Raw genomic sequence first — 16,725 nt, forward strand, 5'->3', positions numbered from 1 at the left:
CGGCGCCGAAGATCGCGAGGCACCGGCATGATCGGCAGTAGCTCCTTCCTGTTCTTCCTGGCCGCGGCGCTGGTGATCGCGCTGACGCCAGGACCCGGCATTCTCTATGTCGCGGCGCGGACCCTGGCGGGCGGGCGCGGCGAAGGCTATGCCTCCGTGCTCGGCACCGGGCTCGGCGGCTTCGTCCATGTGACGGCGGGTGCCGTCGGCGTGTCGGCCCTGGTGCTGGCGAGCGCGGAGGCCTTCACGCTGCTGAAGTTCCTGGGCGCGCTCTATCTGATCTATCTGGGGATCAAGACCTGGCGCGGCGCCCGCGCGGGGCCCGAGCTCGGGCTCGTTGCCGCCACCGGTGCGGCCCGCGCCTTTCGCGAAGGCGTGCTGGTCGAGGCGCTCAACCCCAAGACCGCCGCCTTCTTCCTGGCCTTCATTCCGCAGTTCGTCGATCCGCATGCCGGTGGCGTGGCGCTGCAGTTCGTGCTGCTGGGGGTGATCTCCGTCGCTCTGAACACGGCCGTCGATGCGGTCGTGGTCCATGGCGCGACCTCGCTCAGGGCGCGGCTGCTGCGCCGTCCCGACCTGATCCGCCGCCTGCGCCAGACGGCGGGCGGCATCATGTGCGTTCTGGGAATCTCGCTGGCGCTGACGCGCCGGCCGGCCTGACGCGCGAGCCGTCGCTCAGGGCTGGCCCGGCTTCCAATCGGCGACGAGCTTGCGCGCGCGGGCGAGCTCCTCGTCGCTCATCTGCTCCTTCATCGTGTCGAGCGCGGTCAGGACCCGGTTGCGGTCCGGTCCCTGGGGCAGGCGGTCGGCGGCGAGCGTCAGCCATTTGACCGACTCGACCTTGTCCTGGGGCACGCCCTGGCCGAGATTGTACATCACCCCCAGGCCCAGCAGGGCGTCGGCATTCCCCACGGCCGCGGCCTTCTTGTACCATTTGATCGCTTCCGCATAGTTGGCGGCACCGACCAGGCCATATTGATAGATGCCCGCGACCTGGACCTGGGCCAGGGGGTTGCCGGCCTCGGCCTCGGGCTTGAGCTCGGAGAGCGCGCGGAAATAGTCGCCCTTGTTGTAGAAGGCCATGCCCTCGTCGAAGCCAGCATGAGCGGGCGATGCCGCTGCCAGCGCGCCGGCGCAGGCCAGGGCCAGCGCGAGCTTGGGCAGATGCCGGGCGGCGCGGCCGATCACGGCGTCTCCTCGGCCGCGACGATCTCAAGATAGCGGCCATAGCGCGTGTTCTTGAGCTCGCCCGCGAGCTTCAGCAGCTGGCGCCGGTCGATGAAGCCCTTGCGATAGGCGATTTCCTCGATGCAGGCGATCTTCAGCCCCTGCCGCTGCTCCATGACGCGCACGAAGCTCGCCGCCTCGAGCAGCGAATCGTGCGTGCCGGTGTCGAGCCAGGCGAAGCCGCGGCCCATCTTCTCGACCGCGAGCCGGCCGGCCGTCAGATAGGCGCCGTTCACGTCGGTGATCTCGAGCTCGCCGCGTGCCGAGGGGCGGATGCGCCGCGCGATCTCGACCACCGCCGGATCGTAGAAATAGAGGCCGGTGACCGCCCAGTTGGAGCGCGGCTGCTTCGGCTTCTCGACGATCGCGACGGGCCGGCCGCTGGCGTCGAACTCGACCACGCCATAGCGCTCCGGATCGTCGACCCAATAGGCGAAGACCGTGGCGCCTTCCTCGCGCGCATTGGCGCTCTCCAGGAGCTCGGTCAGCCCGTGGCCGAAGAAGAGGTTGTCGCCCAGCACCAGGGCGCTCGGGCTCTCGCCCACGAAATCGGCGCCGATGAGGAAGGCCTGGGCCAGCCCTTCGGGGCGCGGCTGCTCGGCATAGCCGATCTCGAGGCCCCATCGCGACCCGTTGCCGAAGAGGGCGCGGAAGCCCGGAAGGTCGCGCGGCGTGCTGATGATCAGGATCTCGCGGATGCCGGCCAGCATCAGCGTCGCCAGCGGATAATAGACCATCGGCTTGTCGTAGATCGGCAGCAGCTGCTTGCTGATGGCGTGGGTCACGGGATAGAGCCGGGTCCCGCTGCCGCCGGCCAGGATGATGCCCTTTCGCGTCATGAACGATCCTTGGTTGCGCCCGCCGCCACGATCTCCGCCATGCATTCCTCCAGCGCCTCGTGCCAATCCCGCGGCAGGATACCGTAAACCCGCCCGATGCGTCCGCAATCCAGCACGGAATTGGCGGGACGGCGCGCCGGCATCGGATAGGCGCTCGAGGGAATCGGCGTCACCCGCGGCACCGTCCGGCCGCGCCGGGCGAGCCAGGCGAAGATCGCCTCGGCCTGGCCGAAACGCGTGGTCGAGCCGGCATTGCAGAAATGGAAGGTGCCGTAGCCGTCGGCCTTGCCCGCGATCAGCGCGGCCGCGACCGCGACCAGGGCTTGGGCGACGTCGGTGGCGGCGGTCGGGGAACCGTGCTGGTCGTCGATGATGCGCAGCTCCGGCCGCTCGGCCCCCAGCCGCATCATGGTCCGCACGAAGCTGCCTTCGCCGAAGGGGCTGTAGACCCAGGCGGTGCGCAGGATCACATGGCGGTCGATTCGCTCCCGCACCGCGCGTTCGCCCGCTTCCTTGCTGGCGCCGTAGACCGAGATCGGATTGACCGGGTCTTCCTCGTCGTAGGGCGTGGGTTTCGTGCCGTCGAACACATAGTCGGTCGAGATGTGGAGCAGGGCCGCGCCGCGCGCGGCGGCCCCCTCGGCCAGCGCCGCGGCACCGTCCCGGTTGAGGCGGAAGGCGAGGTCGGATTCCGACTCGGCCTTGTCGACGGCGGTATAGGCGGCCGCGTTGATGACGATATCGGCGCCGCTCTCGGCGACAAGGCGCGCCGTCCGGGCCGGGTCCATGAGATCGAGGCTCTCGCGGCCGCGGCACTCCAGCGTGAAGCCGCCGGGCAGTGCCGCCCGTGCCAGCTCACGCGCAATCTGGCCCGAGCGTCCGGCGACGAGGATATGGTGCGCCATCGGGAGCCGTGTCCGCTTCAGGAGGCAGACGTCATTGTCGCGTCCGCGGCCATCAGCCCGGCGGCGTCGCGCCGGCGGGCTGGTCCGCGTCCGCGGCCAGACCCAGCCTTTCGCCCCGATAGACGCCCGAGCGGATCCGTTCCCACCAGCGGCGATTGTCGAGATACCAGCGCACGGTCTTCTCGAGCCCGCTGTCGAAGCTTTCCCGCGCGCGCCAGCCGAGCTCCTGCTTCATTTTGGTGGCGTCGATGGCGTAGCGCATGTCGTGGCCCGGGCGGTCCGACACGAACTCGATGAGCTCCTCGTGGCGCCGGCCCGGCACCAGCCGGTCGAGGATGCCGCAGAGCTTGCGCACCACGTCGATGTTCTTCCACTCGGCGTCGCCGCCCACATTGTATTTCTCGCCGACCCGGCCGCGCGTGACCACGAGCCAGAGCGCCCGGGCATGGTCCTCGACATAGAGCCAGTCGCGGCGGTTCTCGCCCTTGCCATAAACCGGCAGCTTCTTGCCCTCGAGCGCGTTGATGATCATCAGCGGGATCAGCTTCTCGGGGAACTGGCAGGGACCGTAATTGTTGGAGCAGTTGCTGATGACGACCGGCAGGCCGTAGGTGTGGTGCCAGGCGCGGGCCAGGTGATCGGCCGCGGCCTTGCTGGCGGAGTAGGGGGAGTTCGGCTGATAGGGCGATTCCTCCTCGAACAGGCCCGTCGCGCCCAGCGAGCCATAGACCTCGTCCGTGGAGACGTTGTGGAAGCGGAAGCGGGCGCGCTTCGGCTCTTCCAGCTCGCGCCAGTAGCGCCGGGCGGTCTCGAGCAGCACATAGGTGCCGCGGATGTTGGTGTCGATGAAGGGCGCGGGTCCGTCGATCGAGCGGTCGACATGGGACTCCGCCGCCAGATGCATGATCGCATCGGGACGGTGCTGGCGGAAGGCGGACTCCATCGAGGCGGCGTCGCAGATGTCGGCCTTGAGCAGCCGGAAGCGCGCGCTGTCGCGCACGCTGGCCAGCGAATCCAGATTGGCCGCGTAGGTCAGCTTGTCCACCACCAGCAGCTCGGCATTGGTCTCGTGAATCAGGTAGCGGCACAGGGCCGAACCGATGAAGCCGGCGCCGCCCGTGACGATGATCCGCATTGCCGTCATGCTCAATGACCTCTCAAGCCCAATCGTCCACGTCTAGTGAGCCCATAATATGTCGGTAAGCCTAAACGATCCGCTGCCGGATCGAAAACGCCATGCAATCGCCGGACGCCGCCCATGCCCCGTTATGCTTCATAACGGAAGGGGAGGTCCGTACCCGCCAGGAAGGGCAGCTTGGCGTCCTTGTCCGACAGGATGGCCGAGGATTCCTTGACCGGCCAGTCGATCCCGAGCGCCGGGTCGTTCCAGCGGATGCCCGAGTCATGGGGCGCGGAATAGGGGCTCGAGACCTTGTAGAAGACCAGGCTGTCGGGCTCGAGCGTGCAGAAGCCGTGTGCCAGGCCTGCCGGGATCAGGAGCTGGTTGCCGCGCTCGCCGCTCAGCTCGACGCCGACATGGCGCCGGTAGGTGGGCGAGCCGCGGCGCAGATCGAGGGCAACATCGAAAATGCGCCCCTGGATCACGCCCACGAGCTTGGCCTGTTCGGCCGGCGGGAGCTGGAAATGCAGGCCTCGCAGCGTGCCGACCTCCTTGGACAGAGAGATATTGTCCTGGCAGAAATCCAGATCGATGCCGGCTTGCTTCAGCTTGGCGCGATTGAACCACTCGGCGAAGAAGCCGCGGCGATCGGCAAAGCGGGGCGCGGTCAGGATCCTGACGCCGGGGATGGCTGTATCTTCGATCTGCATCGATTCGGAGTAACGGGTTGTTAGGGTTAATCGGCTCGGCTGGCGGGGAGGCCCGGCCGACATTAGCATGGCGCGCCGGTTCGGCGGCAAGTTCGGCGGCTTGTGCCCTCAAGGTGCATCGGCCGTTAGGTCCGCCGGCGGCGAGGCCCAGGCTCGAGGAATCATGACGACCCACAAACGCAAACGCGGCGCGAAGAAATCCGGACGCTCGTCTGCGTCCAAGCCGGCCGCTCGCGAGTCCAAGGCCGGAGCCGCCGGCGGAAAGGCCGCTGCGCCAAAGTCCGGCAAGACGGCGGCAACGACCCAGATGCGGCCGACGGCGGGCAAGCACAACCCATCCCAGGCGGCGCAGCTCGGGCTCGAGCTTGTGGCGGCGGCACCCGTCGTCGCGGCGGCGGTCGCGTTGGACGAAACCGACGCCGAGCGGGTGAAACGCGTCAGGACGGCCGTCGACGAGATCCAGGCCGGCAATCTCGAGGCGGCGGCGGCGATCCTGGATCCGCTGCTGGCGGCCGAGCCGGAAGATTTCGACACGTTGCATGCCGGCGCGGTGCTGCGTCTGAAGCTGGGGCGCTTCGCCGAAGCGCTCGCCCTGATGCAGAAGGCGGTGACGAAGAACCCGGGCGATGCGCAGGCCCAGCAGAATCTGGGCGCCATGCTCGCGCGGCAGGGGCGGCTCGAGGAAGCGGCCGCCTATTTCACGCGCGCCATCGCCATCGACCCGCGCAACGTCTCCGCCCAGACCAATCTCGGGCTCATCTATCAGAGCCGCGGCCAGATCGAGGCGGCGGTCGGCTGCTATCGCAAGGCCATCGCCGCCGATCCCGCCGCCGCCGAGGGCCATAGCCGGCTTGCCGCGGCCCTGAAGGACACCGGCGATCTGCCGGGCGCCATCGCCGCCGCGCGCCGCGCGCTGGAGCTGAAACCGAGCTACACCGAGGCGCTGAGCAACCTGATCCATTATCTCGAGCATGCCTGCGACTGGCGCGAGCTGCCGGCGCTGGAGGCGAAGCTCGACAAACTGACGGCGCCGGCCCTGGCGCGCGGCGTGAAGTGCGGCGAAGCGCCGTTGCTGTCCGTCGTCCGGTCCGCCGATCCCGTGCGCAATCTGCGCGTGGCGAGCTCGGCCTCGAAGGATCTCGCGGCCAGCATGGCGAGCCTCAACATGCATTTCCCGCACGAGCGCCGGCGGGGGCCGCGCAAGAAGCTCACCATCGGCTATCTCAGCGGCGACTTCCGCAACCATCCCGTGGCCCATCTGGTGCGCGGGCTGTTCCAGCGCCACGACCGCGAGCGCTTTCGCGTGATCGGCTATTCCTACGGCCCCGACGACGGGAGCGACTATCGCCGCCATATCGCCGCCAGCTGCGATCTCTTCGTCGACCTGCGCAGCGCCGGTACGGCCGCCGGCGCGCGGCGCATCTACGAGGACGGCGTCGATATCCTGATCGAGATCACCGGTTATGTGGCCGGCAACCGGCTCGACATCCCGGCGCTGCGGCCGGCGCCGCTGCAGGTGAGCTGGCTGGGGTTTCCGGGCTCGACCGGCGCCACCTTCTTCGACTATGCGATCGTCGACAAGATCGTGCTGCCGCCCACCGAGATCCAGACCTTCGCCGAGCGGCCGATCTGGATGCCGCATTGCTATCAAGTCAACGATTCCGATCAGCCGATCTCGGCCAGGACCTTTCGGCGTGCCGATTTCCACCTGCCCGAGAACGGGTTCGTCTTCTGCTGCTTCAACAACACCTACAAGATCGAGCCGCAGATGTTCGATCTCTGGATGCGGCTGCTCAAGGCGGTGCCGGGGTCGGTGCTGTGGCTGCTGCGCTCCAACCCACAGGCGGAGGAGAATCTGAAGCGCGAGGCCACGGCCCGCGGCGTTGCGGCCGAGCGCCTGCTGTTCGACGGCAAGCTGCCGAAGGATCAGCATCTGGCGCGGCTGTCGCTGGCCGACCTGGCGCTCGACACCTACGTCTATAACGGCCACACCACCACCAGCGACGCGCTCTGGGCCGGCGTGCCCGTGGTCGGCTATGCCGGGACGCACTTCGCCAACCGTGTCTCGGCCAGCCTCCTGACCAATCTCGGCCTGCCCGAGCTGATCGCGAACGGCCTCGACCGGTACGAAGCGCTGGTGCTGTCGCTGGTGCAGGATCCGGCCGGGCTGCGCACGGTCCGGCGCCGGCTCGCGGAGCGGCGCATGCGCTGGCCGCTGTTCGATACCGCGCGGTTCGCGCGCAATCTCGAGGCGGCGCTGGCCGGCATCTGGCGGCTCCACGAGGCGGGGAAGCCGCCGTCGCCGATCGTGATCGCCGATCCGGGCCCGATGGAAACGGCACCCGCCGCCTGACGCCGGCTTCGAACAAGAACCCCGGCGCTCCTGGGGGAGGAGCGCCGGGGGTGGTCGGCTCGTGTCCTGAAGATCGGGGGGCTGAACGACGAGCCGTGGCGGGAACCGCGTCGGCGGGAGGGGCGGTTCGTAAGGGGTGTGGAGGGCGCCGTCACTCCATCGCGACGGTGTGATCCGGCGCGCTCGGCGCGGATGACGGCTTCTTGAAGACGATGAGCAGCGGCACCACAGCGATCACCGCGATCATCAGCAGCATATAATCGTCGATATAGGCGATGATCTGCGCCTGCTGGGTGAGGACGGCATCGATGGCGGCGCGGCCGGCGGCGGTCAAAGGGTTCCAGAACTGCGCGATCGAGGGATCCTCGAACATGCGGTTGACGGCCGTGACCTGCTGCGTCAGCTCGGCGTGATTGATCTGCGTGTTCCGGGTCAGGAGGCCCGTCACCACCGAGATGCCGACGCTGGAGCCGATATTGCGCGACAGGCTGTAGAGGCCGGCGCCTTCGGCCCTGAGCGCGGGCGACAATGTCGAGAGCGTCACCACGCTCAGCGGCACGAAGAGGAAACCGAGGCCGATTCCCTGGATCACGCCGACGACGACGATGGTCTCTTGCGAGACATCCGGCGTCCAGCCCGTCATCTCGTAGAAGGTCCAGGCCGTGATGGCGAGGCCGGTGCCGAGCAGAAGCCGCGTATCCACCTTTCCGATCAGGCGGCCGACCAACATCATGGCGGCCATGGTGCCCACGCCCCTCGGTCCCAGCACGAGGCCGGCGGTCACGATCGGATAATCCATCAGGTTCTGGAGATAGGGCGGCTGCAGCGCCAGCGAGGCGTAGTAGGTGAGCCCGACGATCGCGACGAAAAGGACGCCGGCCGTGAAGTTGCGGTCGCGGAAGAGGGAAGGCCGAACGAAGGGATCGCGCGCGGTGAAGGTATGGACGAGGAACAGGTAGAAAGCCGAGGCGGCGATGATCGCCTCGGCGACGATCTCGCTCGAGCCGAACCAGTCGAGCTGCTCGCCGCGGTCCAGCATGATCTGGAGCGCGCCGATCGTGAGGCTGAGCGTGCCGAAGCCGAACCAGTCGAGCTTCGCCCCCGCGTTGCGCGGCGTATCGGGCAGGAAGGTGGTCATGCCGAGGAAGGCCAGCGCGCCGATCGGCAGGTTGATATAGAAGACGTAGCGCCAGCTATAGGTCTCGGTCAGCCAGCCGCCGAGCACCGGCCCCAGGACGGGACCGGCCATCACCGCCACGCCCCAGATCGCCATGGCGGAACCCTGCTGCTCGCGCGGATAGACATTCATCAGCACGGTCTGCGACAGCGGCACCAGGGCCGCGCCGAACAGGCCCTGCAGCACGCGGAACAGCACGATCTCGATCAGCGACTGGGCCATGCCGCAGAGCATCGAGGCGATGGTGAAGCCCACGACCGAGGCGAGGAACAGGTTCTTGAGCCCGAACCGCCCGGCCAGATAGCCGGTCGGCGGCGTCATGATCGCGGCGGCGACGATATAGGAGGTCAGGACCCAGGCGATCTGGTCCTGGCTCGCCGAGACGCTGCCCTGCATATAGGGCAGCGCGACATTGGCGATGGTCGTGTCCAGCGCCTGCATCAGGGTGGCGAGGATCGCGCAGGCGGTGATCGCCGCCCGATTGCCGCCGGCCGCCGCTGTCGCCGACATCATTCACCCGCCAGGGCGTGCCCGAACAGGAAGGCGAGCGCATGCGGCACGCCGCGCACATGGCCGGTATCGACATCGACCTCGGCGCTCATGCCGGCGCGCAGCGGCGGCATGGCGCCGTCGCTCGTGTCGACGCGCACGCGCATCGGGATGCGCTGCACCACCTTCACCCAGTTGCCGCTGGTGTTCTGCGCCGGCAGAAGCGAGAACTCCTGGGCCGCCGCCGGGCTGATGCTCTCCACCGTGCCCTGCCACTGCCGGTTCGGGTAGGTATCCACCGTCACCGTGACCTTCTGACCGGGCTGCACATAGGTCAGCTCGGTCTCCTTGGGATTGGCCTCGACCCAGACATGGTCGGTGGCGACGAGATAGAAGGCGGTGGTCGCGGCCTCGAGATATTTGCCGGGCGCGATCGAGGGCACGTTGGTCACGATGCCGGGGAAGGGCGCCTTGATGACGGTGTGGTCGAGCTGACGAGCCGCCTCGTCGCGTTGGGCCAGGGCATCGAGATAACGGGGATTCTGCTCGACCGGGCCGTCGGGATCGCCATTGAGGCTGGCGGCCGTCGCGGCCAACTGCTCGTTCAGCGATGCCAGCTTCTGCTGCGCGTTCTGCAGGTCGCGCCGGGCCGTGTCGAAGGCCGACTGCGAGGCATAGTTCTCCTTCAGCAGGTTCTGCTGACGCTGGAACTGGGTCTGGTAATAGTCGATATCGTCATGCGCCTGCTTGATCTGCGCCTGGACGTCCCGGTAGTTGGCCTGGAGGGCGTTGAGATCGTTGCGGACCATGCCGAGCTGCGCATTGGCCCGATCCAGCGCCAGGCGGAACTGGAGATCGTCGAGGCGATAGAGAACCTGGCCGGCCTCGACATGCTGGTTCTCCGCGACTTCGACGCTCTTGACGATGCCGGAGATGTCGGTCGAGACGCCGACCTTGTCCGCCTCGATATAGGCGTTGTCGGTCGACATCACGTTGCCGCCGGTGACGTACCAAAAAGCGCCGGCGATCAGGGCCAGCGGCAGCAGCAGGAACAACGCCCGCCGCACCCGCTGGCGGCGCGAGGCTCGCGGCCGCTTGCCGGGTACGGGGTGGCGTTCGGCGGGCCGGTCCGATCGCGCGAGCGGGGGGACGGGCTTGGGCGCTACCGGCGGTTCTTTTGTGGCAGAGGAAAGATCAGGCCCGGCCGGTGGGCGCGGGGCGTCTTTGGGCAGTTGTACGGACATGCCCCCAAGATGTTGACCGGGCTCGGGAATGAAAATCCCATATCTGCTGCATTCGGTGATGAGCGGAATTCATCAATCCGAGCCGCCGTCCGGCTCAGCGCGGATAAGCCCGTTCCCGGGGCGAAGCGGGCCGGATTGCACCGGTCGGGGCACCGACCATCTCGATCACCCGCATGGTTTCGAGCTGGCCAAGCAGCGCCGAACGCTGCTCGGCGCTCAGTTCGCGGAACTCGGCGTCGATCTGGGCGCGGGTGAATTGCCGTTTTGTCAGAATCCAGTCCATGAAGCGCTGCGTGCCGGGCGGCAGCGGCGCGCCCTGCCGGCTGTCGGTGAGGATGAAGCCGCGGTCCTGCTGGCGGACGCGCAGGTTGCCGGCCACCAGCCGGTAGGTTTGCGAGGAGCGGCGCCGGGGCAGGTCGTAGAAGCCGCGCACGCCACGGTGATTGCGCTGCGCTTGGGCGAGGTCGGCGAGCACCTCCGGCTCGCGCAGCAGCGCGGTCATGCGGTCGGACAGGCGCGACAGATAAAGGGTGAGCGCCTCGGCGCCATCGGCCGCTCCCGGCGCCGGCAGCTCCTCGCGGAACAGGGGGTCGGCCAGGTAGTGCTTCTCGAGCAGCTGCAGCAGATCCAGCCCGCGCAGCGGCACCACGCCGAAGGACACATGGATGCAGGCCGCCGAGGTGGCGAGCGCCTCGTGATACTGGCCGCGCGGGATATAGAGCAGGTCGCCGGGACCCATGGTGACCTCCATCGCCACCTCACCCTGGTTGCGACGACGGAAATCGGCGTCGGGCTCCTTGATCATCGCGTGACTGATGGGGTGAGCCACACGCCCCTCGTAGATGCGCCAGGTCTTCTCGCCCTCGGTCTGGATGGCGAACACATCGTGGGTGTCGAAGTGGCTGCTGAAAGCCTGATGCCCGCCGAACGAGCAGTAAAGGTTGGCCTGCACATATCCGCCCAGCGCCTCTTCCAGCGTGCCGGCGATGGCTTGAAGCTCGGGGGTCAGGCTGTCGATGCTGTTGAGGATGACGCTGGCGCCGCGGTCGATCCAGGCCTGCACCTTGGCGGGATCGGCTTGCACGGCCACGCCGCCGGGGCCGGGCACCTCGCGGCAATAATCCTCGGTCGCCACCGGAACCCGGTCGAGCATGAGATGGAGCGAATGGCGGGTCCAATAGCTCGACAGGCCCAGCAAGCGATTCAGCGTGGACCATGTCATCAGCTCCGGCAACCCGCTCGCGCCGCCTTTCACGTAGAGCGGCTTCTGCCGGTGGTACTCCGCGAAGAAGGCATCGTCTCCGATCGGCCTGAGGAGATCGCCGAAAGCGAGCATTGGTTGCATGCTGGTAACTCGGTAGCAGCCGGGAAACGCGAGGCCGCCAGGTTTGATGAGACCGGTCGTCGCCGGGTTTACCGGTCCTGTTGAAGCAGTGTCGAATGCGAGGCTTCGCAGATCATCGCGGACATGTCGGTATCGAAATACGGTCCGACAAGGACGGTCTGATCGGCCAGGGCCTTGCGCTCGGTGGACATGTCGGTATCGAAATACGGTCCGACAAGGACCCGCAGCAGGGTTTCGTCCGCTACGGCCGACAATTTTTCTTTTTCTGCGATGACGATTCGAGCGGCGTCGCTCGCGGTATCGTGGACGATGGCGGCTTGGCCCGTGCCGCCGCTGTCGGTCGACATCACCTGGCGGCCGACGATGTACCAATCCCCGCCGGCGATCAGCGCGAGCTGAAGCAGCAGAAGCAGAGCCCGGCGGGCCCAGGGCGAGCGTGGCGAAGACGGCGTGCGCGGCGATGAGGAAGGCCGCAGGATCCGGTCGTCCCTTGGTCCTGACGCGACACCGGCTCTTGTCGCTGCTTCCGTCATCCCGTCGTCGGAAACAACCCTACCGCCATCGGGCATATAGGCTCCTCCACGCGCGACGCGTGCGATGGCGAAGGTGTCCGCTAGGAGCGCGATTGAAAATCCTGTATTTGTTGCATTCGGTGTTGAAAGGAACTCATCAATGCATCGCGGCGACCTTGCGGATCTGACCGCGTTCATCGCCGTTGCCGACCAGCTCAGCTTCCGGGAGGCGGCGTTGCGGCTCGGCGTGACGCCCTCCGCTCTCAGCCATTCGATGCGCCAGCTCGAGGAGCGGCACGGTGTCCGCCTGCTCAACCGCACGACGCGCAGCGTATCGCTGACCGATGCGGGCGTTCGCCTGCTGGAGCGGCTGCGGCCGGCCATCGACCAGATCAACGGCGCGCTGGAGGACCTCAACCGGGAGCGGAGCCGGCCCTTCGGGCGCCTGCGGATCTACGCGACGCACCTGTCGGCGGCGTCGGTGATCGCGCCGGTCTGGCAGCGTTTCCTCACCACCTATCCCGACGTGCATCTGGAGCTCCAGATCGGCGAGGCGCCGGTCGACATCGTGGCGAAAGGTTTCGATGCCGGCATCGGCCCGCAGGATCGCGCTGAAGCCGACATGATCGTCGTCAGGGTGATGGGGCCGGTGAAGGTGGCGGTGGTCGCGGCTCCCGCCTATTTCGCACGGGCGCGCGCGCCGCGCACACCCGACGATCTCGCTCACCATTGTTGCGTGCAGTTCCGTCGCGGCGCCGACGGTACCGTGTTCGAATGGCCGTTCGAGCGCGGCGGCAAGACGCGGACGGTGTCCGTCGATGGCAGGGTGATGGTCAACGATCCCGAGCTCGCCGTTCGCGCCGCGGTCGACGGGCTGGGCATCGCCTACACGCTCGAGGCGGTCGCGGAACCGTTCCTGCGCACGGGCCAGCTGGTGCGCGTGCTGGAGGACTGGTCGCCTTCCTTCGAGGGGCTCTTTCTCTATTATCCGGGCCACCGTCAGGTCCCGGCTGCGCTCCGGGCGCTCATCGACATCATCCGCAGCCCCGCGCCGGCGAAAGGGTCGGTGGAGAATCCCTTCACCGCGGCCTGAATGCCCGTGCAACCCGCGAGCGCCATCCGCCGCATGGCCTTCGCTGCCCGATAATTGATTGCCCGATCATCCGGCGGGGGTCTTGTGTTCAAATCATGGCCGCACCGGCTGACATGAGAGTGTGATTGAAGGCGCGCGCAATCGCCCGTTAGCGTTGCAATCGACGCGCGTGGCGATTTTTCGCCCACCCGAGGCCCAGGTGAGAAGGCGCGTCGATCGCCAAGGGGGCCAGCCATGACGCGCGCGACCAATTCACTCGCCGGCAGCGTTCCGTTCCACGATTCGATCGAGCTTGCCGCGAGCGCTCTCGCAGGACCCGCGGCGCTCGATGCGGTGATCTCCGGCGGAGTCAATAACGATTCCCTGCCGGGAACCGACGGCGATGACGAGATCCATGGCGGCGATGGCAACGACACGCTCGACGGCCTCGGCGGCAGCGACACGATCTTCGGCGATGCCGGCAATGACAGCGTCCGCGGCGGCTCGGAGGACGATCGGCTCCTGGGCTGGACCGGTAACGACACGCTGAGCGGCGATGACGGCGCCGATACCGTCTATGGCGACAATGGCAGCGACTCCCTCCTGGGGGGCAACGGCAACGACCTTTTCTATGGCGGGAATGACAATGACACCGTCGACGGTGGCGCTGGCGACGATCTGATCCACGGCGGCAACGGGAATGACAATCCCCGCGGCTCCGCCGGCAACGACACGATCCTGGGCGAAAACGGCAATGACGTCATTCCCGCGGGTGACGGCGACGATTCGATCGTCGGCGGCAATGGCAACGACATCTCCCATGGCGAGAACGGCAACGACACGCTGGTGGGCGGCAACGGCAACGATCAGCTCTCGGGCGACAATGGCAGCGATCTGATCTTCGGCGGCGCCGGCGACGATGCTCTCACCGGCGGCTTTGGCAGCAGTACCGTCGTGGGCGGCGATGGCGACGACTTCGTGGCCGGGTTCGGCGGCGATGACAGTCTCGAGGGCGGCAACGGCAATGATGCCATGTTCGGCGGCGGCGGCAATGACAGCCTGGAAGCTGCAGAGGGCAACGACACGGTCGATGGTGGCGATGGCGCCGACAGCCTCGATTCCGGCAACGGCAACGACCAGCTCAGTGGCGATAGCGGCAACGATACGATCCATAGCGGTGACGGCGACGACACGATCCTCGGCGGCAATGACGACGATTCCCTCCTGGCCGGTTCGGGCAACGACCGGGCCCAGGGCGACAACGGCAACGATCTGATCTTCGGCGAGAGCGGCAACGACACGCTCGACGGCGGCAATGGCAACGACATCCTGCGGGGCGGGGAGGGCGACGACAGCCTCTATGGCGCCGCCGGCAACGACGTCGCGCAAGGGGACAACGGCAACGACCTCCTCGGCGGCGGCGTCGGCGATGACACGCTGGAGGGCGGCGAGGGCAATGACGAGGGCCACGGTGCGAGCGGCAACGATAGGCTCGATGGCGGGGCCGGCGACGATACCCTCGCCGGCGACGACGGTAATGACAGCCTGCTCGGCGGTCTCGGTATCGACCGCCTGCTCGGCGGGACCGGCAACGACACGCTCGACGGCGGCGACGGCGACGACATCCAGCATGGCGACGACGGCAACGACCTTCTCACCGGCGGCAACGGCAACGATCTGCTCCTCGGCGACAATGGCGACGACAGCATCGTCGGCGGTGACGGCGAGAACAGGCTCTATGGTGCTGCCGGCGACGATGTGCTGTTCGGCGGCGCCGGCAACGACAGCATGGATGGCGGTGCGGGCAACGACCGGCTGCAGGGCGGCAACGGCGCCGACACGCTGCTCGGCGGCGATGGCGACAACCGCCTGGATGGCGGCTCCGGCGACGACCGCCTGACCAGCGGGAACGGCGACGACGCGATCTTCGGCAGCGCCGGCAACGACAGCATCGACGGCGGCGACGGCACCAACAGGATCGACGGGGGCGTCGGCGACGATCGGCTCGTCGGCGGCAACGGCAATGACAGCATCCTGGGCGACGACGGCGCCGATAGGGTCGATGCGGGCGCCGGCGACGACACGATCGACGGTGGCAACCAGGACGATGTCCTGGCCGGCGGCGCTGGGAACGACAGCATCGGCGGCGGCGTGGGAGAGGACACCATCATGGGCGGCCTCGGGGCCGATTCTCTCGAAGGCGGCGATGGCACCGATGTCGTCACCTATGAAGGGTCTTCCATCGGCGTCTCGATCCGGATGTCGCCCGATGGAACGGTATTTGCGGGCAGCGGGGGCGACGCCGAGGGCGACACGATCCACGGCTTCGGGATCCTGCTGGGATCGCAATGGGGCGACACGCTCGTCGGCGACGATACCGACAATGTTCTGTATGGCCTGACCGGAAACGATTCGATCGAAGGGCGTTTCGGCAACGACACCCTCTATGGCGGGGAAGGCGACGATACGCTCTCGGACTTCGGGGGTCCGATCGATTCTGATGGCCATGCGTTCCAGAGTTCCCTCGACGGCGGCAACGGCAACGATTTGATTGCAGGCGGGGGCAGCAGCGATCTCCTCTATGGAGGCGCGGGCGACGACACGATCAATGGCGGTGACAGCGCCGATTCGATCTTGGGCGGCGACGGCAACGATCTGCTGGCCGGCAACTTCGGTCGCTTTGGCAACGACACCATCGATGGCGGCAACGGCGACGACACGATCTATGGCGATAATCCCGCCGATCCGAACAGCGGCCGCGGCAACGACGACGATTCTCTTTCCGGCGGCGACGGCAATGACGTGATCTTCGGTGCCGGCGGCTGGGACATCCTTCATGGCGACGCCGGCAACGACAGCCTGCTGGGCAACGGCGGCGGCGACCGGATCTCGGGCGGAACCGGCAACGATGTCCTGTCGGGCGACGACGGCACCGACACGCTGCAGGGCGATGACGGCGACGACAGCCTCGATGGCGGCATCGCCAACGACCAGCTCTCCGGCGGCAACGGGCAGGACCTCCTCACCGGCGGTGAAGGCAACGATTTCCTGTCGGGCGACGACGGCCATGACACGCTGGAGGGCGGCAACGGCTTCGACAGCCTGTCCGGCGGCGCGGGCAACGATACGCTCGCGGGCGAGGCGGGCAACGACACGCTCGATGGCGGCAATGGCGACGACCGGCTCGATGGCGGCAACGGCATCGACCAGCTCTTCGGCGGCGACGGCAATGACCTGCTGGTTTTCGGCAGCCAGAGCGAAGGCTATGACGGCGGTAACGGCATCGATTCGCTCTCGGTGACACAGTCCGATGTGCGGTTTAACAACTTCGATCAGAACACGAGCAGCGTCGAGCTGCTCGATTTGCGCAGCGGTGCCGCGAACAGCGTCACCCTGAATGCGGCCGACGTGCTCGATTTCGGCGGCACCACCAGCGAACCCGATATCGACCTGGTTGTCCGCGGCGATACCGGCATCGGCACGACCGACACCGTCCATCTCCAGGCGACGAACGGGACGCATTTCGCGCTGCAGACGAGCGGCGTGACGCTGAGCGATCCGGCCTATGGCGGCGGCACGCTCTATGACGTCTACAGCGACGGCAGCCATCAGGTTGCGATCGAGCAAGGCGTCGCCGTGACGGTCTAATCCGTCACGAAACCTGTCCCAACTCACAACGCCGTGTGATGCGTCTGTGGCGTCGTGCGCCATGGGCGCAGATACGGTGGCAAT

At 67.4% G+C, this 16,725-nt stretch carries 13 protein-coding genes; 4 read left to right on the forward strand and 9 right to left on the reverse strand.

The window, feature by feature from the left end; translation table 11 throughout:
* Window positions 1–27: 27 nt before the first annotated feature.
* Window positions 28–660 (forward strand): LysE family translocator, encoded by a 633-nt coding sequence (locus FRZ61_RS07515; protein WP_151116217.1) that lies wholly within the window; start codon window positions 28–30, stop codon window positions 658–660.
* A 15-nt stretch (window positions 661–675) separates the two neighbouring features.
* On the opposite strand, the gene FRZ61_RS07520 is transcribed toward FRZ61_RS07515, so the two are convergent.
* The 5 genes from FRZ61_RS07520 to rfbC form a co-directional block, all read right to left on the reverse strand.
* Window positions 676–1,188, reverse strand: a complete 513-nt coding sequence (locus FRZ61_RS07520; protein WP_151116219.1) for a tetratricopeptide repeat protein — start codon at window positions 1,186–1,188, stop codon at window positions 676–678.
* The gene (rfbA, locus tag FRZ61_RS07525; RefSeq protein WP_151116221.1) at window positions 1,185–2,066 is read right to left on the reverse strand and encodes a glucose-1-phosphate thymidylyltransferase RfbA; all 882 of its coding nucleotides are present in this window, start codon (window positions 2,064–2,066) and stop codon (window positions 1,185–1,187) included. Before rfbA ends, FRZ61_RS07520 begins: the two co-directional genes overlap by 4 nt.
* Complete coding sequence (gene rfbD / locus FRZ61_RS07530) at window positions 2,063–2,971, reverse strand: dTDP-4-dehydrorhamnose reductase (protein WP_151116223.1); 909 nt, start codon at window positions 2,969–2,971, stop codon at window positions 2,063–2,065. Before rfbD ends, rfbA begins: the two co-directional genes overlap by 4 nt.
* Before the next feature lie 52 nt (window positions 2,972–3,023).
* On the reverse strand, window positions 3,024–4,106 hold the full coding sequence (gene rfbB / locus FRZ61_RS07535; protein WP_151120740.1) for a dTDP-glucose 4,6-dehydratase: 1,083 nt from the start codon (window positions 4,104–4,106) through the stop codon (window positions 3,024–3,026).
* A 131-nt stretch (window positions 4,107–4,237) separates the two neighbouring features.
* Complete coding sequence (gene rfbC, locus FRZ61_RS07540; RefSeq protein ID WP_151116225.1) at window positions 4,238–4,801, reverse strand: dTDP-4-dehydrorhamnose 3,5-epimerase; 564 nt, start codon at window positions 4,799–4,801, stop codon at window positions 4,238–4,240.
* Window positions 4,802–5,108: 307 nt separating this feature from the next.
* Between rfbC and FRZ61_RS07545 the strand changes: the two genes are divergently transcribed.
* On the forward strand, window positions 5,109–7,154 hold the full coding sequence (locus FRZ61_RS07545) for an O-linked N-acetylglucosamine transferase, SPINDLY family protein (protein WP_191909345.1): 2,046 nt from the start codon (window positions 5,109–5,111) through the stop codon (window positions 7,152–7,154).
* A gap of 151 nt (window positions 7,155–7,305) precedes the next feature.
* Here the strand turns inward: FRZ61_RS07545 and FRZ61_RS07550 are convergent, their stop codons facing one another.
* From FRZ61_RS07550 to FRZ61_RS07565, 4 genes are all read right to left on the reverse strand, one after another.
* Window positions 7,306–8,844: a DHA2 family efflux MFS transporter permease subunit gene (locus FRZ61_RS07550; protein WP_151116229.1), complete on the reverse strand. Its 1,539-nt coding sequence runs from the start codon at window positions 8,842–8,844 to the stop codon at window positions 7,306–7,308.
* Window positions 8,841–9,875 carry an HlyD family secretion protein gene (locus tag FRZ61_RS07555; protein WP_225309167.1) on the reverse strand — a complete coding sequence of 345 codons (1,035 nt, stop codon included), beginning with the start codon at window positions 9,873–9,875 and terminating at the stop codon, window positions 8,841–8,843. The genes FRZ61_RS07550 and FRZ61_RS07555 overlap by 4 nt, the downstream gene beginning before the upstream one ends.
* Window positions 9,876–10,158: 283 nt before the next feature.
* Window positions 10,159–11,409, reverse strand: coding sequence for a cupin domain-containing protein (locus FRZ61_RS07560; protein ID WP_151116233.1), 1,251 nt, complete (start codon window positions 11,407–11,409; stop codon window positions 10,159–10,161).
* A 68-nt stretch (window positions 11,410–11,477) separates the two neighbouring features.
* Entirely contained in the window at window positions 11,478–11,978 is a 501-nt protein-coding gene (locus tag FRZ61_RS07565; RefSeq protein ID WP_151116235.1) for a hypothetical protein, read from the reverse strand.
* A 103-nt stretch (window positions 11,979–12,081) separates the two neighbouring features.
* Here FRZ61_RS07565 and FRZ61_RS07570 point away from each other — a divergent pair, with 103 nt between their 5' ends.
* Together FRZ61_RS07570 and FRZ61_RS07575 are read left to right on the forward strand one after the other, a co-directional pair.
* Window positions 12,082–13,014, forward strand: a complete 933-nt coding sequence (locus tag FRZ61_RS07570; protein ID WP_191909346.1) for a LysR family transcriptional regulator — start codon at window positions 12,082–12,084, stop codon at window positions 13,012–13,014.
* Window positions 13,015–13,248: 234 nt separating this feature from the next.
* Entirely contained in the window at window positions 13,249–16,641 is a 3,393-nt protein-coding gene (locus FRZ61_RS07575; protein ID WP_151116239.1) for a calcium-binding protein, read from the forward strand.
* Window positions 16,642–16,725 lie beyond the last annotated feature (84 nt).

The sequence above is a fragment of the Hypericibacter adhaerens genome (assembly GCF_008728835.1).
Lineage (GTDB): Bacteria > Pseudomonadota > Alphaproteobacteria > Dongiales > Dongiaceae > Hypericibacter > Hypericibacter adhaerens.